We start from the raw sequence: 22,010 nt of genomic DNA, 5'->3' as shown, positions 1-22,010 counted from the left end.
ACGATCTTTAACTGGGTTAATGTCCGCCCCGCCGCTGCGGCCGCGGGCGACATCGGCACTGGCAGTAACTTGTCCTCGCCCAGCATCCGCCGGGCGAGTCCGATCTCCGGGGGTGCTGGGTTTGCGCAGCCTGCTCGTCGCGTCAGGGGCCGTTGCCGTCGTCGGGATCGCGGTGGCAGTGGCCCTGGGCTCGCACATCCTGGCGACCGGGGCTCTGGTGGTCGCCATGGCCTGCTCCCCGCTCGCGGTCGCCGTCGCGGCGTCCGTCCGGAGGCGCCGCCCGGTCGGCTCCGCGATCGTCGTCGCGGGCATCGCCGTCGTCGTCGCCGGTGTCGCGACCACGATCGGCACCGATGCGCTGCACCTGTTCCGCCTGGACTTCCCGTTGAGCCAGGTGGCCACGAACGCGGCAACCGTGTTCGCTCCCGTCGGGCTGGTGGTGGTGGGCATCGTGCTGGTGCTCGCCGGGCTGGCTGCGGTGCTCGGGGATCGGTTGCTCGGCGGGATCGCCGCGACGGTCACGGTCGTCACGGCCCTGCTCTACGCGCTCGCGCTGCTCGGTCTCGCCGTCCAGAGCCTGGCCTACCGCGGCGGGAGTGTTCAGGGCACCCCGATCGTGGCGGCGGTCGTCGTGGGTGTGGCCGCGCTGCTGCTGGTGGTCGTGGTCACCCGGTGGTTCCTCTCGGCCCGCCCGGGGGGCGCCGACACCGAACCGCCGGCGGCGCGCTCCGCCGGGTCGCGGCACGCCGTGCGGTGGGGCGTGGTGGGCGCGATCGTCCTGGTGGTGGCGGGTGTGGCCGGCGCGGGATACCTGCAGCTGGGCAGCCGGCTGGAGTTCGCGGACCTGTTCCCCGACCCGGCGCTGGCCGCCTGCGTGCGCGAGGCGGTCGGCGCCACGGGCGGGGATCGGGTGTCGCAGCGGGAGCTGGACAGCGTCTTCCGGCTGACGTGCAACGGCGATCTCTCCCGGGTCGGGCCGATAGCGGCACTGGGCGGGCTCGACCACCTGCCGAACCTGGCGGACCTGGACCTGCCGGGCAACCACGTCGCGGACCTGTCCGGCCTGGCGCACGCGCCGCGCCTGACCACCCTGAAACTCACCAACAACGCGGTTCGCGATCTGGGTCCGCTGGCCGGGCTGACCTCGCTGCGGGAGCTCGGCCTGTCCGGCAACGAGGTCACGGACCTCGCCCCTCTCGCCGGCCTGACCGGGCTCAGCTATCTCGGGTTGTCCCAGAACGCCGTCGCCGACCTCGCGCCGCTGGCCTCCCTGACCGCCCTCACCCAGCTCGACGTCAGCGGCAACCGGATCGTCGACGTCACCCCGCTCGCCGGGTTGTCGCAGCTGGAGGAGCTGCGGCTCGCGCGCAACCTCGTCGCCGACCCGGGCGCGCTGCAGGCGCTGCCCGCCCTGACCACGTTGGACGTGTCGGGCAACCGGATCGGCGACGCCTCCACCGTGGCCCGCTGCCCCGCCGTCGACGAGCTGTGGATCGGCGGCAACCCGCTGACCGACGTCCGTCCGCTCCAGGACATGCCCGCGCTGACCGGCGTCGACCTCTCGGAGAGCGATCCCACCGCGATCACCGGCGTCGAGGCCCTCCGTGCGCGAGGTGTGTTCGTCGGCGGGCTCGCGTGACCGGCACGTGGCCCGGGATGCATGATCGAGCGGTGACCCCTCTTCCTGACGCCGTCGACGCCCGTCCGCCGGGGCGTGCCGCATGAGCCGTGTCGTGGTCGTCGGAGCGACCGGACACATCGGCACCTACCTCGTGCCCCGGTTGGTGCGCGCGGGCCATCAGGTCGTCGCGCTCAGCCGCGGGACGCGCGAGCCCTACCACCCCGCGCCCGAGTGGTCCCGGGTCGAGCGCGTGACCGTCGACCGGGAGGCGGAGGATGCCGCCGGGACGTTCGGGGCCCGGGTCGCATCTCTGGCCCCTGACGCCGTGGTGGACCTGGTGTGTTTCACCGCCGAGTCGGCGGCCCAGCTCGTCGAGGCGCTGCGGCCGACCCGGCCGCTGCTCCTGCACTGCGGCACGATCTGGGTGCACGGACCCGTGGCCCGCGTGCCGGTCACCGAGGACGAACCGCGCACGCCGGTGGGCGAGTACGGCATCGGCAAGGCGGCGATCGAGGAGTTGCTCCACCGCGAGACCCGCGGCGGCGGTGTCCCGAGCGTGGTGCTGCACCCCGGCCACATCAGCGGACCCGGATGGCCGGTCATCACCCCGGCAGGCAACCTCGACCCGGGTGTGTGGCGCGCTCTCGCGCTGGGTGACCCGCTGCCGCTGCCCGACCTCGGCCTCGGCGTCCTGCATCACGTCCACGCCGACGACGTCGCGCAGGCGTTCGCGCGAGCGCTCACGCGCCCCGCGGCCATCGGCTCGAGCATCCATGTCGTCGCGGAGCAGGCGATGACCCTGCGCGGTCTCGCGCACGGGGTCGCCGGATGGTTCGGACGCGAACCCGTGCTGGAGCTGGTCGACTGGCCCACGTTCGCGTCGCGGGTCGGGGAGCAGCACGCCGAGACGACCCGCGAGCACGTCTCCCGCTCGATCAGCGCCGACATCGGGCGCGCACGCACCCTGCTGGGATTCGCGCCGCGGTACACCGCGCTGGACGCTCTCCGCGAAGCGCTGGACCGGCTCGTGGCGGACGGGCAGGTCGACCTGGAGCCGCCGAAACGCTGAGGCTCGACACGCTGAGGCAAGGAGACTCTCCACTCCTCTCCCTTTTCAACGTATAGCGCACCGGGGGCCTTGCGGCAAGACCCGGGTCGTGCCGCAGAATCTCCGGCCGTGGCCAGGACCTGCGGAAATCGTGAGAACGCGAATTCTGGGGTGGTTTCTGCGGAACGTTGTGAAGTGGGGGGTCTCGTGATCGACGTGATCGTTGCCGGCGGCGGACCGACCGGCTTGATGCTGGCCGGCGAGCTGCGGTTGCACGGAGTGCACGTGCTCGTGCTGGAGAAAGAGGCGGAGCCCACCAGGGTCGTCCGCTCGCTCGGCCTGCACGCGCGCAGCATCGAGGTGATGGACCAGCGCGGGTTGCTGGAGCGGTTCCTCGCGCTCGGCAGGCAGTACCCGGTCGGTGGCTTCTTCGCCGGCATCCCCAAGCCGTCGCCGGAACGGCTGGACACCGCACATCCGTACGTCCTCGGCATCCCGCAGCCCGTCACCGATCGCCTGCTGGCCGAGCACGCGATCGAGGTCGGCGCCGAGATCCGGGGCGGCTGCGAACTGGTGGGGCTGAGCCAGGACGACCACGGGGTGACCGTCGAGCTGGCCGATGGCACGCAGCTGCGCTCGCGCTACCTCGTCGGCTGCGACGGCGGGCGCAGCACGGTGCGCAAGCTGCTCGGCGTCGAGTTTCCCGGCGAGCCCAGCAGGGCCGACACGCTGCTGGGCGAGATGGAGCTGACCGCGCCACCGGAGGAGGTGGCCGCCGTGATGGCGGAGGTCCGCAAGACGCAGCTCCGGTTCGGGGCCGGGCCGCTCGAGGACGGGGTGTACCGGATCGTCGTGCCCGCCGCGGGCGTGGCCGACGACCGCGCGGTCCCGCCGACCCTCGAGGAGTTCACGCAGCAGCTGCGGGTGACCGCAGGTACCGACTTCGGCGCGCACTCGCCGCGCTGGCTCTCCCGCTTCGGCGACGGCACGCGGCAGGCCGAGCGCTACCGGGTCGGCCGGGTGCTGCTGGCGGGCGACGCGGCCCACATCCACCCGCCGGTCGGCGGGCAGGGGCTCAACCTCGGCGTCCAGGACGCGTTCAACCTGGGCTGGAAGCTGGCCGCCGCGGTCGCGGGATGGGCGCCGGAGGGGCTGCTGGACACGTACCAGGCCGAACGGCACCCGGTGGCCGCCGACGTCCTGGACAACACCCGCGCCCAGATGGAGCTGATGTCGCTCGAGCCGGGCGCGCAGGCCGTGCGCAGGCTGGTGTCGCAGCTCATGGACTTCGACGAGGTGAGCCGGTTCCTGACCGAGAAGATCACCGCGATCTCGGTGCGCTACGACTTCGGCGAGGGGCATGAGCTGCTCGGCCGTCGGCTGCGGGACGTGGGGCTGAAGCAGGGGCGCCTCTACGGCCTCATGCACGGCGGCCGGGGGCTCCTGCTCGACCAGACCGGCCGGCTCTCGGTGGCGGGCTGGGCGGACCGGGTCGACCACGTCGTCGACGTCAGCGAGGAACTGGACGTGCCCGCGGTGCTGCTGCGGCCGGACGGCCACGTGGCCTGGATCGGTGACGATCAGCAGGATCTGCTCAGCCGGCTGCCCAGGTGGTTCGGCGCCGGTCAGGGGGTCGGTGGCGCCACGGAGAGGAGGAACTCGGCACGCTCTGATCCGCAGTTCAGGTAGCGGTGGGCGAGGCGGGAGTCGAACGTGATGGCCTCTCCCGCGTGCACGGCGTTCGGCTTGCCGTCGAGCTCGACGGTGAGCGTGCCCGCCAGGACGAACGCACACTCCAGCGCCACGTGGCTCCACGACTCGGAGCTGATGGCCTCGCCCGGTTCGAGCACGCCGCGGAGTACCTCCATCTGCCCGTTGCCCGGCGTGAGCCGTTCGTAACCGATCTGCCCGCGCGGCCCGCGCAGGGTGGACCGCTCGCCGGGCCGGCTGATCCACACCGACGGCGCGGCGCTGTCCTCGAACAGCGTGGCCATCGACTCACCGAACACGTTGGCGAGCCGGCGCAGCGTGGCCAGGCTCGGCTCGGTGACCCCACGCTCGATCTGGCTGAGCAGGGTCGCCGACACTCCGGCGTCGGCGGCCAGCGCGCGAAGGCTGAGACCCCGCCTGGTCCGCAGCTCGCGAAGCTGCTCGCCGATCATGCGCTCTCCATGCAGTCTCGCTGCACAAGCGGAGGCCGGGGGCATAGGGCGCGTGGTGTTGATTGACAAAGTATAACCCGGACAGAAGCCGTTGACCGGCTTGTCGGAGCCGTCGTACGGTCCGGCCGTTGTGTAGTCACACTGCACATTTCTGATGCCTCGATCCACGCTCCGGGAGCCGTAGATGGCCGGGTACTCGCCTGCACGACGCTCGACTGTTCACCGCTGGTTGCTGGTCCTGCCATTCGGGTGGCAGATCTTGGCGGCCCCACTTGTGAACGACGTGCGTTTTGCGCCGATGCACATCCCGTTTCCGATGTTCTGGCAGATGCTGGGCATCGTGCTGACGACGGTAGTGGTCTCCATCGTCTTCGTGCTGGACCGCCGGGCCGGCGTGGACGACGAGGAGGCCGAGTTCCTCGAGAAGACCGGTAGCGAGCTCTGATGGTGCTCGCGCTGGTGCTGGTGATCGTCTTCGGCACCGCGGTCGGCTCCATCGTCTTCGGCAGGCGGGCCGGAACCAGACCCACCCTGACCAATTGGGCAGTCGGCGGGCGACAGTTCGGCTCGGTGATGTTCTGGTTCATGAACGCAGGTGAGATCTACACGATCTTCGCGCTGCTGGGAATCTCCGGGTACGCGTGGTCGATGGGCGCGCCCGCATACCTGGCGTTCACATCGGTCTCGCTGAGCTACGCCGTCGGGTACTGGCTGATGCCGAAGATCTGGCGGGCCGGACGGCGGCACGGTCTGATCACCGAGCCGGACTTCTTCGCCGCCCGCTACGGCGCGCCGTGGCTGGGTGTCGTGACGGGCGTCGTCGGGATCGCCGCGCTGGTGGTGTACGTACAGATCCAGCTGGTCAGCCTCGAGCTCATCGTGCGCATGACCCTGGGGACCGCGGTACCGCCCGCCGTCGCGGCCGTGCTCGGTGCGGTCCTGATGCTCGCGTTCGTGCTGGTCGTCGGGATGCGCTCGGCGGTGTTCTCCGCCGCGGTCAAGGACGTGCTGGTCGTGGTGGTCGTGGTGGCGCTGTCGGCGACCGTGGCGGAGAAGGTCGGCGCGTCGTCGCTGTTCGACGTGTTCCGGCTCGTGGAGGAGCAGCACCCGGGCATCGGCCGGTTCCCCGGGCTCGACCCGACCGCGCCCACGACGTCGGTGTGGCTCATGACCTCGGCGCTCAACGTCGCGTTGGGCAACTGGGTGTTCCCGCACCTGTTCCAGGTGTCCTTCACCGCGCGGTCGGGCACGGCGATCCGTCGTAACGCGATCTGGCAGCCGCTGTACTCGCTGGCCTACTTCTTCATCATCCTGCTCGGCTTCGGCGCGTTGCTGGCCGGATCACAGCCGGGGGACGCCGGCTCCAACGGGGCGCTGCTGCAGTTCGTCGCCACGTCCTATCCGTCGTGGCTCGTCGGCCTCTTCGCCGGGACCGCGTTCCTGCTGGCGCTGGCGCCGGGCGCGGTGCTGCTGCTCACCACCGGCTCGATCTTCACGCGCAACGTGCTCACCCCGCTGCGGCCCGGGCTCTCCGACCGGGCCGCGCTGCTCGCCTCGCGGCTGTCGATGATCGTGTTCGCCGCCGTGGCGGTGTACCTGACGGTCGGCAACAGCGAGTCGCTGGTGGACATCCTCCTGTACTCGTACTCGGCGATCGGCATGCTCGCCCCCGGCGTCTTCCTGGCGTTCCTCTGGCGCCGGACGTCGGCGGTCGCCGTGCTGCTGGGGATCGTGGCGGGCTTCGTGGCGCTGCTGGCGCCGTTCGCGTCGGACTTCTGGGCGGCGACGCTCCCGGAATGGGAGCCGGGGCTGATCGCCATGGGCATCAACGCGGTGGTGGTGGTCCTGGTCAGCCTGGTCACTACCGCGCCGGATCCGGCCGCGGTCGCGGTCGGTGTCGAGTCGCCCTCCCCGCGGCGGTCACGCTCGCCGGCGGCGGTCCCCGAGGGAGCCCGATGACGCGGCCGGACGCCGGGGGCGAGCCGGTCACCGAGCTGTACGACCTGCGCGTGACGGTGGACCGGATCGAGGGGCGCTCGGTGTGCGGGATGCGGGTCGGCGACCATGTCGAACTGGTCGACAGCGCCCGGCTGCGGATCCCGGACGGGGGCCACTTCTGCATCTACGCACTGCAGTCGGTGCTCCCGCTGCTGCCGGCCAAGCAGCGCAGGCTGCCGGCCGACGACTGGCTCGAACGCGACTGCATGGTCGCCTGCCCCGATCCGGAGGAACGGTTGATCATGCGGGTGGAGCGCATCGGGACGTGCCGTCTCCGCACGCAGGACCTCACATGACCCGCGTGGAGATCGGGCTCGGCCTGCAGAGCGACAAGACGGCGGGGGAGTACGCGCGCCTCGCCGTGCTCGCGGAGTCCTACGGGTTCGACGTACTCAGCGTCTTCGGTGACCTGATGTTCCAGCCGCCGATCTTCCCGCTGCTGGAGATGGCGAGGGTGACCGAGCGCGTGCGCCTCGGTGCGGCCTGCTGGAACCCGTACTCGCAGCATCCCTACGAGATCGCGGGCCAGGTCGCGGCTCTCGACCTCGCGTCCGACGGCCGGGCCTACCTCGGGCTGGCCAGGGGAGCGTGGCTGGACGCGGTCGGCATCCGCCGCAGCCGGCCCGTCACGGCGGTCGACGAGGCGATCACCGTGATCAGGATGTTGCTGGCGGCCGACGACGGCGGCTTCTCCGGCGAGATCTTCCAGGTCGCGCCGGGCACGAGGCTCAGCTACCCGCCGCGGCGCTCCACCGTGCCGGTGCTGCTGGGTGCATGGGGCCCGCGGATGGTGGCCCTGGCGGGCAGGCGGGCCGACGAGCTGAAGATCGGTGGGACGGCGAACCCGGACATGGTCCGGGTGGTGCGTGACCGGCTGGCGGTGGGGACGACCGAGGTGGCCCGCCCCCTCGACGCCGTTGGTGTGGTTGCCGGCGCGGTCACCGTGGTGGACGAGGACGCCGGTTTCGCACGGGCCACGGCACGCCGTGAGGTGGCGATGTACCTGGGCGTCGTGGCCGAGCTGGACCCCACCGTGGAGGTGCCCGCGGACCTGCTCGCCGAGCTGAAGCAGTACCTGAGCTGCGGTGGACACCACGAGATCGGTGCGCTCATCCCGGACGACCTGCTGGACAGGTTCGCCTTCTCGGGCACCCCGGAGCAGGTGGCGGAGCAGGCCCAACGGCTGATCGACGCGGGGGTGTCACGGGTGGAGTTCGGCACCCCACACGGCCGCACCGCCGCACGGGGGATCGAACTGCTGGGCAGCCGCGTCCTCCCGCTGCTCACGCGTGGCTGAGGAGCGGCGCCGCGCCCTGGAGTGACGCGGCCGGTCGGGTGTGGCTGGTCACGGGCCCGCCCTGCCCTCCGGACCGCGGTTAGCCTCGAAGGCCGGGGGCCGAGGCGTACCGGGAGGCCGCGTGGGCGGCGCGTTGAACTGGTCGACCGAGTGGTTCACCAGCATCGTGTGGATAGTCGGCGTCTTCGTGGCGACGGCGGTCGGCTGTGGTGTGGTCGCCGCGCTCCTCACGCGCTACACGGTGTGGGGGCGGCAGTTCCGGCGGCTCGCCTATCCCTACTTCTCGCCCCGGGGCGGTGCCGGCTGGCGCCCGCTGCTCGGCGTGCTGCTGCTCCTGCTGCTGACCATCGCCGGGGTGCGGCTCAACGTGCTGCTCTCGTACCAGTCGAACGGCCTGTACACCGCGCTCCAGCAACTCGACGCCGCGAGCTTCGCGCGCTTCCTGGTCATCTTCGCCGTTCTCGCCACGATCTACGTGGTCCAGTCGCTGCTCGCCTTCTACGTCCAGCAGGCGCTCGTCATCCGCTGGCGGGTGTGGCTCAACGACCACATCGTCGGTGACTGGCTCGGCGACCAGGCCTACCACCGCGGCCGGTTCACGCGCTCCGCGGTCGACAACCCGGACCAGCGCATCCAGGAGGACATCGAGTCGTTCCCGATGGACTCGGCGACCCTCGGGGTGGGCGCGGTCGGGTCCCTGGTGTCGCTGGTGTCGTTCACACTCATCCTCTGGCAGCTCTCCGGACCGGTGACGATCCTCGGGACGGAGATCCCGCGGGCCATGACGTTCGCCGCCTACGTGTACGTGATCATCGCCTCGGTGATCGCGTTCCGGGTCGGACGCCCGCTGATCCGGCTGAGCTTCCTCCAGGAGCGGTTCAACGCCTCGTTCCGCTACGCGCTGGTGCGGCTGCGCGACAACTCCGAGAACATCGCATTCCACCGTGGCGAGGACGTCGAACGCAGCACCCTGTCGTCGCGCTTCCGTGCCGTGATCGACAACGCGTGGGCGATCGTGTTCCGGAGCCTGAAGTTCCAGGGGTTCAACCTGGCGGTGAGCCAGGCGGCCGTCGTGGTCCCCGTGGTCATCCAGGCGCCGCGGTTCTTCGCCGGCCAGATCACGCTCGGCGACGTCCAGCAGACCGCCACCGCCTTCCAGCAGGTGCACGACTCCCTGTCGTTCTTCCGCAACGCCTACGACCAGTTCGCCAGCTACCGCGCCACCCTCGACCGCCTGACCGGCCTGCTCGACGCCGACGCCGAGGCCCGCGCCCTGCCGTCGGTGCAGCTGGAGGGCGGCGCCGGCCTGGAGGTGCACGACCTCACCGTGCGCCTGCCCGACGACCGGACGCTGGTCGACGAGCTCGACCTCACCGTGACCGCGGGTCACGCCCTGCTGGTGACGGGCGCATCCGGCAGCGGGAAGACCACCCTGCTGCGCAGCCTGGCCGACCTGTGGCCCTACGCCGACGGCGTCGTGCGGCGCCCGCTCGGCGACGGCGCCCTGTTCCTGTCCCAGCAGCCGTACGTGCCGCTCGGCAGCCTGCGCACCGCGCTGGCCTACCCGCAGCCGGCGGGCCGGATCGGCGACGAGGAGGCGGTCCGGGTACTGCGTCAGGTGCAGCTCCCACACCTCGCCGACCACCTCGACGACGAGATCGACTGGGCCCGGCGGCTGTCGCCCGGCGAGCAGCAGCGTCTCGGGTTCGCCCGCGTGCTGATCATGCGGCCCCGGGTGGTCTTCCTCGACGAGGCCACCTCGGCACTCGACGAGGGGCTCGAACACACCCTCTACACGCTGCTGCGCGAGGAGCTGCCCGACTGCGTGATCGTCAGCGTGGGGCACCGGAGCACGCTCGCCCGCTTCCACGACGAGCGCCTGGAACTGCTCGGCGACGGCCGCTGGCAGTCCACCGCCCCGCACCGGTAGCGCGCTGACCTGAGGGCCGGTCCGCCGGCTCAGGTGGCCGGCAGCAGGGTGAACTCGGTGCGGCCCGAGGGGAGCCCGTTGATCTGGAGCTCCACCGCGTGCGGACCGGGGTAGTAGCGCCGGGTGGTGATCGCGCGGAAGGAGTGGGCACGGGTGACGGCGAGCTCGCCGCCGGGAGCGAGCGTCGTGGTGGTCAGCTTGAAGGTCTTGCCGCTCTGGCTCCCGTTGGCCTTCCGGTGGTGCACGACGTAGTCGATCACCAGTGGCGCCGGCTCGGATCCGGCGTTGCGGACCGTGGCGGAGAAGGTGACGGTGCCACCGAACGGGACGGTGGGGGAGTCGAGCTCCAGCCGGGTGACGTCGAGCGTGGCGGGTGGGAAGCCCAGCAGGTCCAGCGCCGCAGCGTGCCCCTTCTTGGTGAGGGTCCGCAGCCCGTGGCGGACGATCCACGCGGTGTTGCCGTCCGGGTGGGCGAGCCAGCGCGTCGCGGTCTCGACGGTGAGGTCCGGTTCCAGCCGGCTGAGGTCGTTGAGGTGGTTGGCGACCGACCGCCGCACGTACTCGCTCTCGTCCTGGTGGAGGGCGTCGAGGATCGGCAGGGTGGCGCGGGGGTCGCTGATGATCCCGCGCACGCGCGTGGACCACGGCAGGAAGGGGCGGGTGCCCTCGGAAGCGAGGCGGCGGACGTGCTCGTCCTCCGAGGCCGTCCACGACAGGACCGTCGCCAGTGCGCGGTCGAGGTCGTGGTCCAGCAGGCTGCGGAGTGCGAACTCCGACGTCAGCCGGGACGTGTGGTCGGCGAGCACGGCGAGGGCGTCGTCGAACGCCTCGTCGGTGTTCTCGGCGATCGCCATGGCCGCGATCGCGCTGGTGACCGGCCAGATCATCCAGCCGCGCAACGGTGCCGAGCCGTCCCGGGCGGCGCGGATCGTGCGCGCGAACGACGCGTAGTCCCCCGGGAGGTCGTGGACGAGGGCGTCGCGCAGCAGGTCGCTGCGCTCGCGCAGCGCCAGCGGGGCCAGGCCGGCCTCGGCGGCGCGCAGCGCGGTCAGCGGTGCGGCAGGCCGGGCGGCGTGGATCGCCTGAGTGAGGGCCTGCGCGGTGTGCGACCCGATCAGCTCGTCGGCAAAAGGCATGGGTTCTCCCAACGCGTGTCGGTCGGCGCCGTCGGGTCGCCACGGGACCGTCCTACCAAGCGGGGTTCAGCCGGTCCCGCGGGGGCCGCCCGGCTGGAAGGCGTTCCACACGGCGAGGCTGTCCTCGTAGACGTGGTGGCGGGTGATCAACCCGTTCTCCACGGTCAGGTGCAGCGCGAAGGCGGCGACGTAGGACCGCCCGGTCGGCTTCGCCGTGTTCCGCAGCTCCCCGAGCACCACGGCGTCCCCGCCGTCGACGAGCACGGTCGCGACCTCGGCGGAGCTCCTCCCGGCCTCGTGATGCTCGGCGATGAGCCGGAAGTGCTCGGCGACCCCGGCGCGCGTCGACCGGTCCCGGATCCAGGGGATCGATCGGGAGTGGTCACCGGGCGGCCAGTCCAGCTTCCAGTCCACCCGGTCGGCGTAGAGTTCGGCGATCTTCTCGGGATCGCCCAGTGCGATCCGTTCCAGCAACTGCATGACGGTCTGTCGGGTGTCCATGGACAGCAGCCTGGTCGGCGCCCGTGCTCAGGTCGATGACCTCCGAGGTCATGCGCACCCTTCCGTCGCCGCGAGCGGCCGTGGTCAGTGGGATCCGCGTAGTCCGGCGATGAGGAGCCCGACCAGCCGGCGTGGGTCGTAGCGCGGGTCGTGGTCGGCGCCGATGCAGAGGTTCCCGACGCCGCGCATGAGCTCGTAGGCCGTCAGGTCGGATCGGATCTCGCCGGTACCGGCTGCAGCGTCGAGCAGTTGCGTGCACACGGGCACGAGGCGGTCGAGGAAGTAGGCGTGCAGCGTCTCGAAGCCGGCGTCGTCGGACTGCAGCACGGCGGCGAGGCCGTGCTTGGTGACCAGGAAGTCGACGAAGAGGGTGATCCATTGCCCCAGCGCGGCGTGCGGAGTTGCGCTGGTCGCCAGCAGGGCGGGCCCCGCCTCGGCGCAGGCCTCGATCTGATGCCGGTAGACGGCGATGATCAGATCCGCACGGGTCGGGAAGTGACGGTAGATCGTGCCCATCCCGACGCCGGCCTCGGCCGCGATGTCGCGCACGGGCGCATCCACCCCTGACGCGACGAAGACCGCGGCGGCCGCGTCGAGCAGCGTCTCCTCGTTGCGCCGGGCGTCCGCCCGCTTGGACCGCGCCGCGGGTCCTCCGCCGTCGTCGCTGTCGGTCATCGCGCCGCTCCTTCGCCACCAGCTTGCTAAGCGGAACATCGCTCCGTATCGTTAACGGAGCAAGGTTCCGCTTGCTCATGATGCCAGAGCAAGGGCCGAGCGGACGGCGGTGACCGTTCCCCAGATCCGGCTTTTCGCCCTCGACAGGGCCGAAACCCGGATCTCGCACCGATCAAAAGACCTGGTTGAAAGGACGAACGGACCCATGACGCCCACATCCCGGCCCCGTTTCGGGATCATGACCGCCCCCATGCAGGTCGGCTACCCCGACGTCCTGCGCGTCTGGCGCGAGGCGGACGCGATTCCGGAGATCGAGCACGCATGGCTGTTCGATCACCTCATGCCGATCGGGGGCGACCCGAGCGGGCCGATCTACGAAGGCTGGACACTGCTGTCGGCTCTCGCCGCACAGACCCGGCGACTGCGCCTCGGCCTGCTCGTCACCAGCAACCGCTTCCGGCCGCCCGCGATGCTGGCCAAGATCGCCGCGACCGTCGACATCGTCTCCGGCGGACGGCTCGACTTCGGAATCGGCGCAGGCTCCCGGCCCAGCCACCCGCTGGCCCGGCGCGAGTACGACGCACACGGCCTGCCCTTCCACGACTCCGCGCACGCCGTGGGGAGCCTCGCCGAAGCCTGCACCGTGATCCGGCGGTTGTGGACCGAGGAGGAGCCGTTCGACTTCCACGGCACCCACGTCCAGCTCACCGGAGCGTTCGGCAACCCTAAACCCGTCCAGCGTCCCCACCCGCCGATCCTCATCGGCGGCCGCTCCGCCCCGACGCTGCGGGTGGCCGCCGAGCACGCCGACCTGTGGAACATCCCCGGCGGCGACATCGACGACGTCATCGCTCGCAGCGCGCTGCTGGAGCGCTACTGCACCGAGATCGGCCGGGACCCCGCCTCGATCACGCGCTCGATCCACCTCCCCGTCTCCTACGACCGGCCCGGTGCCACCCGGGACGCGATCGGTGAAGCGATCGACGCCGGCTTCCGGCACCTCGTCCTCGGACTGCCTGCGCCCTACCCCGCCGACGTCGCACGGTGGGTCGCCGACGAGCTCATCAGCACGTCGGCCTGACCGCCGGGCATCCGCCGTACGGTGTTCCCAGTGCCCACGTCACGAGGCGGCGACCCGGCCCGTCCATGACGCACAACGACCCAGGAGCATGCATGAGCGGTTCAGAGCGTCCGGTGCCCACCGTCTCGGCGCGGTTGCGCCGCGACCTCGAGCACGTCGCCGGGTACGGCGCCACCGCGAGCGGCGGCGTCAGCCGCACGAGCTTCTCCGCGGCTGACCAGCAGGTCCGGGAGTGGCTGGCGGACGAGTGCAAGAAGGCCGGGCTGGCGCTGCGCACCGACGGCATCGGCAACGTCTTCATCCGGCTGGAGGCTCCTGACGCCCCCGCGGGCACGCCTGCGGTCTGGGCGGGCTCGCACCTGGACAGCGTGCCGGAGGGCGGTCGCTTCGACGGTGCGCTCGGGTCACTGGCCGCGCTGGAGGCGGTGCGCAGGCTGGCCGAGGAGCACGTTCCCCTGCGGCGGCCGGTCGAGGTGGTGGTCTTCGCCGACGAGGAAGGCAACTACCACCACCTCCTCGGCTCCACGGCCGTCGCGCGCGGCTTCGCGCCGGACGAGCTCGCGGCGCTGCGGGGGCGTGACGGGGACCTGCTCGTCGACGCTCTGCAGGCCATGGGCTGGGACGTCGGCGCGGCCACCCGGACGGCGGTGAGCCCCGGGGACGTCCACGCCTACGTCGAACTGCACATCGAGCAGGGCTCCGTACTCGAGTCGGCCGGGGCCACGATCGGAGTGGTCACGGCGATCGTCGGGATGGGAGGCGGGCACATGGAGTTCCGTGGCCGCCAGGACCATGCCGGCACCACACCGATGCCGCTGCGGCGGGACGCGTTGCGGGGTGCCGCCGAGCTTCTCGTGCACCTGCCGGACGTGGCCCGGTCGGTGAGCGAGACGGCCGTCGCCACCTGCGGGATCCTGCACGTGGAGCCCGGGGGAGCGAACGTCGTGCCCGGGCTGGCCCGGTTGCAGCTGGACTTCCGCGACCTGGACCGCGAGCGGATGCTCGAGCTCGAGGCCGCGATCGTGGCGGTGGCGCGCGACGTCGCGGACCGCCACGGCCTCGAGGTCGGCTACAGCCGCGAGAGCATCACCGACCCGGTGCCGCTGAACGCGCGCATGCAGGAGCTCGTGGCCGCGGTGGCCGCCGGGCAGGGCCTGCAGACCCTGCCCCTGCCCTCCGGCGCCGGGCACGACGCACAGAACATGGCCAAGCTCGCGCCCACGGGCATGATCTTCGTGCCCAGCGTCGACGGGCGGAGCCACTCGCCGGCCGAGCTGACCACATGGGAGGACATCGAGGCGGGGGCGAACGTGCTCCTCGCGATGGTCCACGCCCTCGCCACCGAGTGACCGTGACAGGCGCCGTCAGCTGAGCAGCCCCAGTCCCCAGGCGGTGGATGTCAGTACGGCGAAGACCGTGAGACCGAGCAGGATGGTCAGCCAGAGCCGTCGGAGTGTTCCTGGCATCGTTGTCCTCCCTTGCTGTGGTCGAAGGTCTGGTGCGGTGGCTGCGCCGCACTAGGTCAGGGACGCCGGTCCCTGGGTGATCATCTGGTAGGTCAGGAACAGTGAGAAGGCGATGTAGAACATGGCGATCAGGACCATGATCGGGAGCCGCCAGCCCTTGAGCTTGGCGAACTCCGGCAGCGCCCGGCGGTTGAGAATGATGATCAGCACGGAGTAGATCGCCATGACGAACCCGCCGCCTGCTGCGGCGATGACCAGGAGCAGCACCGGCTCGATACCGGTCCAGATGATTCCCGAACCGGCGATGATCATCAGCCACACCACGGTGATGTAGATCTTGCTCTCGCTCCAGAAGTTGCTCTCCTTCAGGAACGTCACCTTGAGCGAGTCGCCGGCGAGCCGGCTCACGTAGTCGATCACCCCGATGTTGGTGGAGAAGAGCATCAGGAAGCCGGCGACGTAGAAGGCCGTGGTGAACCACGGCCCGATGATCTCGCCCAGCGCGCGCCCTTCCTCCTGGAGGAACCCCAGCCCTCCCTCGAGGTCCGTGTTCGTGCCGATCGTCGAGACGACCAGCACGGAGAGGGCGACCAGCAGCAACGCGCCGATGAACCAGAACGTGATGAGCTGTTCCCAGTTGGCGATGCGCCACCACTGCTGCCAGCGGCGTTCGTTCTCCTTGGTCGTGGGCACCATGTACCCGAGCGACGGGGCCGCCACCTCCTGGCCGGTGACCGGGGAGACGATGTTGGGGATGTTGATCCCCATCCCCATTCCCTTGTCCCGCAGGTAGTTGCTCTGGACCAGGTTGTTCGCCCCACCCGCGCCCGCGAAGACGATCGCGCCGAACAGTGATGCCGCTCCCAGTTGGGCGACGACACCGGACAGGTTGCCGGTGACCTCGGGGATGTTCGTGACGACCTGAGCCCAGGCTCCCGCATTGGTCGCGACAACTATCGCCGTGAGGACGAAGAGGAGGACGAGGGCGACCATGATGCCCTCGACCTTCTCGAGGGTCTGGTAGATGACCGGCGAGACGGTCACGGCAAGCCCGATGGAGACCAGGAATATGGTGGCGATCAACGGAACTGCCGACTCGCTGAGGGCGAAGATGAATGTGAACACCGTGGCCCCGCTGGAGGCCCAGCCGGGCCAGGCGTTGGGCAGAATGGCGCCGAGTACGAAGACGATGCCCCAGGGTAACCACAATCGCGAGAATCCGGTGACGGCCGTTTCGCCCGTGATCAGGGTGTAGCGCCCGATCTCCATGTTGAGGAAGTACTGCATCGTGATGCCCACCAGTGCGAGCCAGACAATGCCCAACCCCACCTGGGTGGTGATGTAGGGCCACAGCACCAGTTCGCCGGACCCGAGTGCCGTCGCGGTGAGGATGATGCTGGCCCCCAGGTATTTCCGCAGTCCCTGGGGCTCGGGCAGGTCGCGGTAGCCGACCGCTGGGAGGTACTTGCTGGGAAGCTCGGTGGCAAGTTGGGGTGTGCGTGCCTCGACGGACTCGGCCATGGGGCAACTCCTCTGTGCGCTCTGACCCGAGCGACGCCGGTTGACCGCGGCGCTGTCCCGGGAGATGGGCGACAACCAGCGATCCATGTTCGTCCGGGATCGCTCACGTATCGAGTTCATTCTGTCCGGAACGGCCACTCAGCCGACGGGGTCAAATGCTGCACCCGGCCCGCCGGGCACCACGCGCACGAATCGCTTTTCGAGCACGCGGTAGCCGTGAGGACGCCTCGATGCGCTACCCGACAACCTTGCGCGAAGTGTAGTGATGAGGTCCGCTCTGCTCAAGGCCTGGATGTTCTCGCGAGGAATGCAGGGTTCAGGAGCCGGAGATTTCCGCCGCCGGGCGACTCCGTCGGAACTGAATCTCCCCCCGCGGTCTCGCCGCGGTCTCCCGCGTCGGTGGCCCTCGACGCGGCCCGCGGGCGCTCCCGGCAGGTCGGGGACGAGGAGCCGGAGGGTGCACCGTCTACATTCATCCACCATGTCGGTGGACGACGGTTCCGGCTCGTCGAGGTACACCCCGCTGCTGGTGCTGGGGAAGATCACGGAGATCCTCGACGCGTTCTCCCTCGCGCGTCCCGCGCTGACCTTGGGCGAGATCCAGCAGGCCACCGGCCTGCCGACGTCGACGGTCCAGCGGCTGGTCCGCAACATGGTGGCGCAGGGGTTCCTGGACCGGGTCGGTGACCGGATCCGGATCGGTGTGCGCATGGCCTACTGGGCGGCTCCCGCCGTCAAGGGCGTGGACGTGTTGACGATCGTCAACCCGGTGCTGCGCGAGATCCGGGACGCGACGGGCGAGACGGGCTGCTTCTTTCGCGAGGAGCAGGGGTTTCGGGTGTGCGTGGCCGTCGCCGAGACCAGGCACGCCCTGCGGCGCGACATGTACGTCGGCAAGATCCTCCCGCTGCACGCCGGGTCGGCGGGTCGGGTGCTGCTCGCGTGGAACGCCGAGCTCGCCGAGAAGGTGCTCGCCCGGCCCCTGGAACCGATCACCGGCACCACCGTCACGAGCTCGGAACGCCTGCGCGAGCTGATCCGGCGGACCCGGAGCGACGGGTTCGCGATCACCATCGCCGAACGCGAGGACGGCTCGTCAGGACTGTCCGCGCCGGTGTTCGACTCGGCCACCGAGCTCGTCGGAGCACTGTCGATCAGCGGGCCGACGATCCGCATGCCGCTGTCCGTCTGCGAGGAGTGGGTGGACCTGCTGGTCGGCTCCGCCGAGAAGCTCACCCGGACGCTGGGCGGCCGCTACCCGAGCTAGGACCCCTCCGGACGGCGGTGATCGTTCCGAGATCCGGTTCCTCGCCCTAGGAAGGGCGGAAGCGTGGATCTCGGGTCGATCAAGGGGCCCGCACTGGCGACTCGCGCACGGAATAGGGGCGACTCGCGCGCGGAAACCGGGCGACTCGCGGGAGCCCGGGGGCTCGCCCACGGGGGTTCGCGCACGGTTGGCGCGGCGGCGTGGCGCGGCGCCCGCATGATCGCTGCGAGATCCGCGTCTACGCCCTCCGGAGGGCCGAAGGGTGGATCTCGCGGCGATCACGAGCACCGCGCGGGCGACTCAGCCGCCGAAACCGGGCGACTCGCGCACGGGAAACGGGCGACTCGCGGGGGTCCCTGGTGTCGCGACCTGCTCGTTCGCCGGGCGGCGGCCACCGGCTTGACGCAATCCCTCGGTTGCAATACTGTCGCAACCAGACAGTTGCTACTTGATGGAGGTTGACATGGGATTCCCCGATCGCATCGAGCGGGTCGTCGAGATCGCCCACCCGCCGGCCAAGGTGTGGGCGGCTCTCACCACGGCCGAAGGGCTGGGCACCTGGTTCGGCAACGACGCGTCGATCGACCTGCGCCCCGGCGGATCGGCCCGGATGACGTGGAGCGACGGCCCCGCCGCCGACATGCGGATCGAACGGGTGGAGGAGCCGACGGTGTTCGGCTTCACCTGGCACATCTACGGCCTGCCCGAGGGCGATCCGCGCCGCACGTACGTCGAGTTCTCGCTCGAACCGGTCGGTGCGGGCACGCGCCTGACCGTGGTCGAGTCCGGATTCGCGCAGTTGCCGGATGACGCCTTCACCACCGCGTACGAGGGCAACACCAAGGGTTGGGCGAGCGAGCTCGGTGAGCTGGTCGACTACCTCGATGTCGCCTGACATCGAGGCGATCGCCGAACAGGTCTTCGTCGCGCTGGCTGATCCCAGCAGGCGCGCCATCCTGGCCGCACTCGCGTCGGGCGGTCCGGCCACGGCCACGGACCTGGCGGATCGCCTGCCGATCACTCGGCAGGCGATCGCCAAGCATCTGGCCCTGCTGGCCGAGGCCGGGCTCGTGACGCCCGAGCCGGGGGAGCGGCGCCGGGTGCGCTACCGGCTCCGCTCCGCCCCGATGCAGGTGGCGCAGCAGTTCCTCGCCGCGCTGGCCAGCGACTGGGACGGCCGCCTCGACGCGTTGAAGGACCACCTCGGCCGGTGAGCCTGCGCCGCACGACCGCAGCGTTTCACGCAACCCGAACCGAACTGACCGAACTGGAAGGTGGACATCATGATGAAGACACCCCCGGTCGTCTCACCGAGCGAGTGGGACGCCGCACGCCGGCAGTTGCTCGTGAAGGAGAAGGAGCTGACCCGCGCCCGTGATGCGCTGGCCGCGGATCGCCGGCGCATGCCGTGGCTGGAGGTCGAGAAGGAGTACGGGTTCGACGGACCCGAGGGACGGGCGAGCTTGCTCGACCTGTTCGAGGGCCGTCGTCAGCTGATCGTCTACCGGGCCTTCTTCGAGCCGGGTGTGTCCGGCTGGCCCGACCATGCGTGTCCCGGCTGCTCACTGGTGGCCGACCAGGTCGCCCACGTCGCCCATCTGAACGCCCGTGACACCACTCTCGCCTTCGCCTCGCGGGCTTCGCAGCCGGACATCGAGCGGGTGAAGGCGCGGATGGGCTGGACGATGCCCTGGTACACCCTGACCGACGGCTTCGACGCCGACTTCGGCGTGGACGAGTGGCACGGCACCAACGCGTTCATCCGCGACGGCGACCGGGTGTTCCGCACCTACTTCATCGACAACCGCGGTGACGAGGCGATGGGGAGCACCTGGAGCTACCTCGACATCACCGCGCTCGGGCGGCAGGAGGAATGGGAGGACTCGCCCGAGGGCTATCCCCAGACCCCGCCGTACGAGTGGTGGAACTGGCACGACGCGTACGGCGCCGCGACGCAGGGGTAACTGGCCGGGCACGCCAGGCGCGCGGGCGGCCGGCCACAGCACTCTGCTACCGGCGTGGCCCGGCCACCCACTCGAACGCCGAGGCCGACGACCGCACACCCTGCGCGGCCTTCGACCGGTTGGGCTCCCCGAGCTCGGCGAGCAGGTCCTCGGAGAGCTCGACCATCCCGGCGAGGCCCGCCGGGGTGAGCCACGACGGCCTGGTCGCGAACACGATGTCCTCGGTCGAGGTGTTGCCGCTCGCGCCCGGGGCGAACGGGCAGCCGCCCAGGCCGCCGAGTGCGCCGTCGACCACGGCTGCTCCCGCGCCGACCGCGGCCAGCGTGTTGGCCACCCCCAGGCCCCAGGTGTCGTGACCGTGGAAGACGATCCGGCGGCCCGGAGTCTCCTCGCGCACCCGGGAGATCAGGCTCGTCACCTGGGCGGGCACGGCCTGGCCGAGCGTGTCGCAGACCACGATGTCCTCGGCGCCCTCCGCTCGGGCGTCCCGCGCGATGTCGAGCACCCGCTCCTCGGGCACCGGCCCGTCGAACGGGCACGTGAACGACGTCGCGATGCAGAGCTGGATCCGGCCGCCTGCGGCGCGCGCCGTCTCGACGGCCGCGGGCATGGCCGCCTGGCTCGCCTCCGTGCTGCGGCCGATGTTGGCCTGGTTGTGCGCGTCGGACGCCGAGAAGCAGTACTGGACGTTGAGCGCGCCCGCGGCCACGGCCCGTTCGACGTGCCGGGGCGTGGCGACCCACACCCAGCACCTGGCGAGCTCCTCCGGCGTCAGCGCCTCGACCACCTCGAGCGTGTTCGCCATCGGCGGCACCAGGTCCGGGCGGGCCATCGAGCCGATCTCCAGGCTGGGGACGCCGAGCCGGAGCAGCCCGCGGACGATCTGCACCTTGCGTTCCGTCGACAGCAGCTTGCCGGTGAGCTGCAGGCCGTCGCGCAGGGTCACGTCCCGCAGGATCACGTCCGTCACGACTGCTCCTCTCCCGCGATGATCGCGGCGATCTCGTCGTCGGTCATGCCGAGCACACCGGCGAGCACCTCCTCGGTGTGCTCGCCGAGGTCCGGTCCCACGGTCCGGACCGGCAGCGAGACGTCGCCGATCACGGGAACGATCCCCGGGAAGCCGACCTGGCGTGGTTCGTCCTCGCCGGTGTCCACCGGCAGGTACTGGATCATGTTGCGGGCCCGGTACTGCGCGTCGTCACAGATGTCGGCCGCCGTGTAGCTCGGGCCTGCCGGCACCCCCGCCCGGTCGAGCTGCTCGAGCACCTCGCCTCGCGGCCGGGTGCCCGTCCAGGCACCGATCGCCGCGTCGAGCTCGTCGCGGCGCGCCCAGCGCCCGGCGTTGTTGTTCAGGGCCGGGTCGTCGGCGAGGTCGGGGCGCCCGATCGTCGCCATCAGCCGCTGGTAGATGGCGTCGCCGTTGCCCGCGATGATGGCGCTGGTGCCGTCGCCGCACAGGTAGGCGTTGGACGGGGCGATGCCCTCCATCCGGCCACCGACCCTGGTCCGGTTCACGCCGTAGGCCAGGTGGTCGGGCACCAGCGACTCCATCATGGACAGGATCGCCTCGTTGAGTGCCACATCCATCACGCGTTCGGTCAGCGGAGCCCGGCCGTCCACCCGCCCTGACCGGCCCGACTCGCGCCGGAACAGCGCCATCACCGCGCCGAACGCCGCGTACAGCCCGGCGATCGAGTCGCCGATCGAGACGCCGACACGCACCGGCGCGCGGTCGGGTTCCCCCACGAGCTCGCGCAGGCCCCCCATGGCCTCGGCAACCGCGGCGAAGCCGGGGCGGTCCGCCAGCGGACCCGTCTGGCCGAACGCCGAGATGCGGGCGATGACGAGGTCGGGGTTCGCGGCGTTCAGCTCGTCGGGTCCCAGCCCCCACTTCTCCAGGGTGCCGGGGCGGAAGTTCTCCAGCAGGACGTCGCAGTGCCGCACCAGATCGAGGACAACGTCACGGCCTGCCGCCGACTTCAGATCCAGCGCGACGGACTTCTTGTTGCGGTTGATCGTGCGGTACAGCATCGAGGTCGTTCCGGCGTACAGGCGCCAGTTGCGTAGCTCGTCACCCGTCCTCGGCCGCTCGACCTTGATCACCTCGGCGCCGAAGTCGGCGAGCAGCCTGCCCGCCGTCGGGGCCGCGATGTAGTTGCCGAGTTCGAGCACGCGGACCCCGTCCAGGGGCCGGATCGGGCGATCGTTCACGTGAACTCCTAGACGATGGGTGCCATCGACTGCGGGGATCTGTCGTCAGGTCCACCATATGAACACATATCCACGATGTGGGCAACGTGGGCCCTTGTCCACGAGGGTATGGCTGCTCACTCCGCCGAC

General features: G+C 70.8%; 21 protein-coding genes. 14 read left to right on the top strand and 7 right to left on the bottom strand.

All coding sequences use genetic code 11. The annotated features are described in order from the left end of the window. Positions 1 to 112: 112 nt before the first annotated feature. The 3 genes from AC5L35_RS06065 to rox all read left to right on the top strand — a co-directional run bounded on the left by AC5L35_RS06065 (position 113) and on the right by rox (position 4,358). Positions 113 to 1,639, top strand: coding sequence for a leucine-rich repeat domain-containing protein (locus AC5L35_RS06065; RefSeq protein WP_495058546.1), 1,527 nt, complete (start codon positions 113 to 115; stop codon positions 1,637 to 1,639). Positions 1,640 to 1,721: 82 nt separating this feature from the next. After that, positions 1,722 to 2,690: an NAD-dependent epimerase/dehydratase family protein gene (locus AC5L35_RS06060; RefSeq protein WP_495058545.1), complete on the top strand. Its 969-nt coding sequence runs from the start codon at positions 1,722 to 1,724 to the stop codon at positions 2,688 to 2,690. Positions 2,691 to 2,876: 186 nt separating this feature from the next. Continuing rightward, complete coding sequence (gene rox, locus AC5L35_RS06055) at positions 2,877 to 4,358, top strand: rifampin monooxygenase (RefSeq protein ID WP_495058699.1); 1,482 nt, start codon at positions 2,877 to 2,879, stop codon at positions 4,356 to 4,358. Here the strand turns inward: rox and AC5L35_RS06050 are convergent. After that, positions 4,295 to 4,831 (bottom strand): helix-turn-helix domain-containing protein, encoded by a 537-nt coding sequence (locus AC5L35_RS06050; RefSeq protein ID WP_495058544.1) that lies wholly within the window; start codon positions 4,829 to 4,831, stop codon positions 4,295 to 4,297. The genes rox and AC5L35_RS06050 overlap by 64 nt on opposite strands. Positions 4,832 to 5,015: 184 nt before the next feature. Between AC5L35_RS06050 and AC5L35_RS06045 the strand changes: the two genes are divergently transcribed. The 5 genes from AC5L35_RS06045 (at position 5,016) to AC5L35_RS06025 (ending at position 10,056) form a co-directional block, all read left to right on the top strand. Beyond that, complete coding sequence (locus tag AC5L35_RS06045; RefSeq protein ID WP_495058543.1) at positions 5,016 to 5,276, top strand: DUF3311 domain-containing protein; 261 nt, start codon at positions 5,016 to 5,018, stop codon at positions 5,274 to 5,276. Then, a complete protein-coding gene (locus AC5L35_RS06040; RefSeq protein WP_495058542.1) occupies positions 5,276 to 6,790 on the top strand; it encodes a sodium:solute symporter family protein in 1,515 nt (504 codons plus the stop codon). The genes AC5L35_RS06045 and AC5L35_RS06040 overlap by 1 nt, the downstream gene beginning before the upstream one ends. Then, positions 6,787 to 7,125 carry a TIGR04076 family protein gene (locus AC5L35_RS06035; protein ID WP_495058541.1) on the top strand — a complete coding sequence of 113 codons (339 nt, stop codon included), beginning with the start codon at positions 6,787 to 6,789 and terminating at the stop codon, positions 7,123 to 7,125. The genes AC5L35_RS06040 and AC5L35_RS06035 overlap by 4 nt, the downstream gene beginning before the upstream one ends. Further along, on the top strand, positions 7,122 to 8,126 hold the full coding sequence (locus tag AC5L35_RS06030) for an LLM class flavin-dependent oxidoreductase (RefSeq protein ID WP_495058540.1): 1,005 nt from the start codon (positions 7,122 to 7,124) through the stop codon (positions 8,124 to 8,126). Before AC5L35_RS06035 ends, AC5L35_RS06030 begins: the two co-directional genes overlap by 4 nt. A 121-nt stretch (positions 8,127 to 8,247) precedes the next feature. Further along, positions 8,248 to 10,056: an ABC transporter ATP-binding protein/permease gene (locus AC5L35_RS06025; protein WP_495058539.1), complete on the top strand. Its 1,809-nt coding sequence runs from the start codon at positions 8,248 to 8,250 to the stop codon at positions 10,054 to 10,056. A 29-nt stretch (positions 10,057 to 10,085) separates the two neighbouring features. Here AC5L35_RS06025 and AC5L35_RS06020 read toward each other — a convergent pair whose 3' ends face one another. From AC5L35_RS06020 to AC5L35_RS06010, 3 genes are all read right to left on the bottom strand, one after another. Continuing rightward, a complete protein-coding gene (locus AC5L35_RS06020) occupies positions 10,086 to 11,192 on the bottom strand; it encodes a DNA alkylation repair protein (RefSeq protein ID WP_495058538.1) in 1,107 nt (368 codons plus the stop codon). 66 nt (positions 11,193 to 11,258) lie between these two features. Further along, the gene (locus AC5L35_RS06015) at positions 11,259 to 11,693 is read right to left on the bottom strand and encodes a nuclear transport factor 2 family protein (protein WP_495058537.1); all 435 of its coding nucleotides are present in this window, start codon (positions 11,691 to 11,693) and stop codon (positions 11,259 to 11,261) included. Between the two features lie 84 nt (positions 11,694 to 11,777). Beyond that, positions 11,778 to 12,368, bottom strand: a complete 591-nt coding sequence (locus tag AC5L35_RS06010; RefSeq protein ID WP_495058536.1) for a TetR/AcrR family transcriptional regulator — start codon at positions 12,366 to 12,368, stop codon at positions 11,778 to 11,780. Between the two features lie 205 nt (positions 12,369 to 12,573). On the opposite strand from AC5L35_RS06010, the gene AC5L35_RS06005 reads away from it, so the two are divergent. Further along, positions 12,574 to 13,449 (top strand): LLM class flavin-dependent oxidoreductase, encoded by an 876-nt coding sequence (locus tag AC5L35_RS06005; protein ID WP_495058535.1) that lies wholly within the window; start codon positions 12,574 to 12,576, stop codon positions 13,447 to 13,449. A gap of 92 nt (positions 13,450 to 13,541) precedes the next feature. Next, positions 13,542 to 14,798 carry a Zn-dependent hydrolase gene (locus AC5L35_RS06000; protein WP_495058534.1) on the top strand — a complete coding sequence of 419 codons (1,257 nt, stop codon included), beginning with the start codon at positions 13,542 to 13,544 and terminating at the stop codon, positions 14,796 to 14,798. 168 nt (positions 14,799 to 14,966) lie between these two features. Here AC5L35_RS06000 and AC5L35_RS05995 read toward each other — a convergent pair whose 3' ends face one another. Next, entirely contained in the window at positions 14,967 to 16,436 is a 1,470-nt protein-coding gene (locus AC5L35_RS05995; protein ID WP_495058533.1) for an Nramp family divalent metal transporter, read from the bottom strand. Positions 16,437 to 16,917: 481 nt separating this feature from the next. Here AC5L35_RS05995 and AC5L35_RS05990 point away from each other — a divergent pair, with 481 nt between their 5' ends. From AC5L35_RS05990 to AC5L35_RS05975, 4 genes are all read left to right on the top strand, one after another. Further along, positions 16,918 to 17,703, top strand: a complete 786-nt coding sequence (locus tag AC5L35_RS05990; protein WP_495058532.1) for an IclR family transcriptional regulator — start codon at positions 16,918 to 16,920, stop codon at positions 17,701 to 17,703. A gap of 463 nt (positions 17,704 to 18,166) precedes the next feature. Next, positions 18,167 to 18,598, top strand: coding sequence for an SRPBCC domain-containing protein (locus AC5L35_RS05985; RefSeq protein ID WP_495058531.1), 432 nt, complete (start codon positions 18,167 to 18,169; stop codon positions 18,596 to 18,598). Next, positions 18,588 to 18,917, top strand: a complete 330-nt coding sequence (locus AC5L35_RS05980; RefSeq protein ID WP_495058530.1) for an ArsR/SmtB family transcription factor — start codon at positions 18,588 to 18,590, stop codon at positions 18,915 to 18,917. Before AC5L35_RS05985 ends, AC5L35_RS05980 begins: the two co-directional genes overlap by 11 nt. 72 nt (positions 18,918 to 18,989) lie before the next feature. Then, positions 18,990 to 19,667: a DUF899 domain-containing protein gene (locus tag AC5L35_RS05975; RefSeq protein ID WP_495058698.1), complete on the top strand. Its 678-nt coding sequence runs from the start codon at positions 18,990 to 18,992 to the stop codon at positions 19,665 to 19,667. Positions 19,668 to 19,713: 46 nt separating this feature from the next. Here AC5L35_RS05975 and AC5L35_RS05970 read toward each other — a convergent pair whose 3' ends face one another. Both AC5L35_RS05970 and AC5L35_RS05965 read right to left on the bottom strand, forming a co-directional pair. Next, the gene (locus AC5L35_RS05970; protein ID WP_495058529.1) at positions 19,714 to 20,637 is read right to left on the bottom strand and encodes a hydroxymethylglutaryl-CoA lyase-like TIM-barrel protein; all 924 of its coding nucleotides are present in this window, start codon (positions 20,635 to 20,637) and stop codon (positions 19,714 to 19,716) included. Continuing rightward, the gene (locus AC5L35_RS05965; RefSeq protein WP_495058528.1) at positions 20,634 to 21,881 is read right to left on the bottom strand and encodes a CaiB/BaiF CoA transferase family protein; all 1,248 of its coding nucleotides are present in this window, start codon (positions 21,879 to 21,881) and stop codon (positions 20,634 to 20,636) included. Before AC5L35_RS05965 ends, AC5L35_RS05970 begins: the two co-directional genes overlap by 4 nt. Positions 21,882 to 22,010: the final 129 nt, after the last annotated feature.

The organism is Pseudonocardia sp. OZ21 (genome assembly GCF_059359135.1).
The sequence above is the reverse complement of the archived record's forward strand: the minus strand, read 5'-3'. Positions and strand labels throughout refer to the sequence as shown.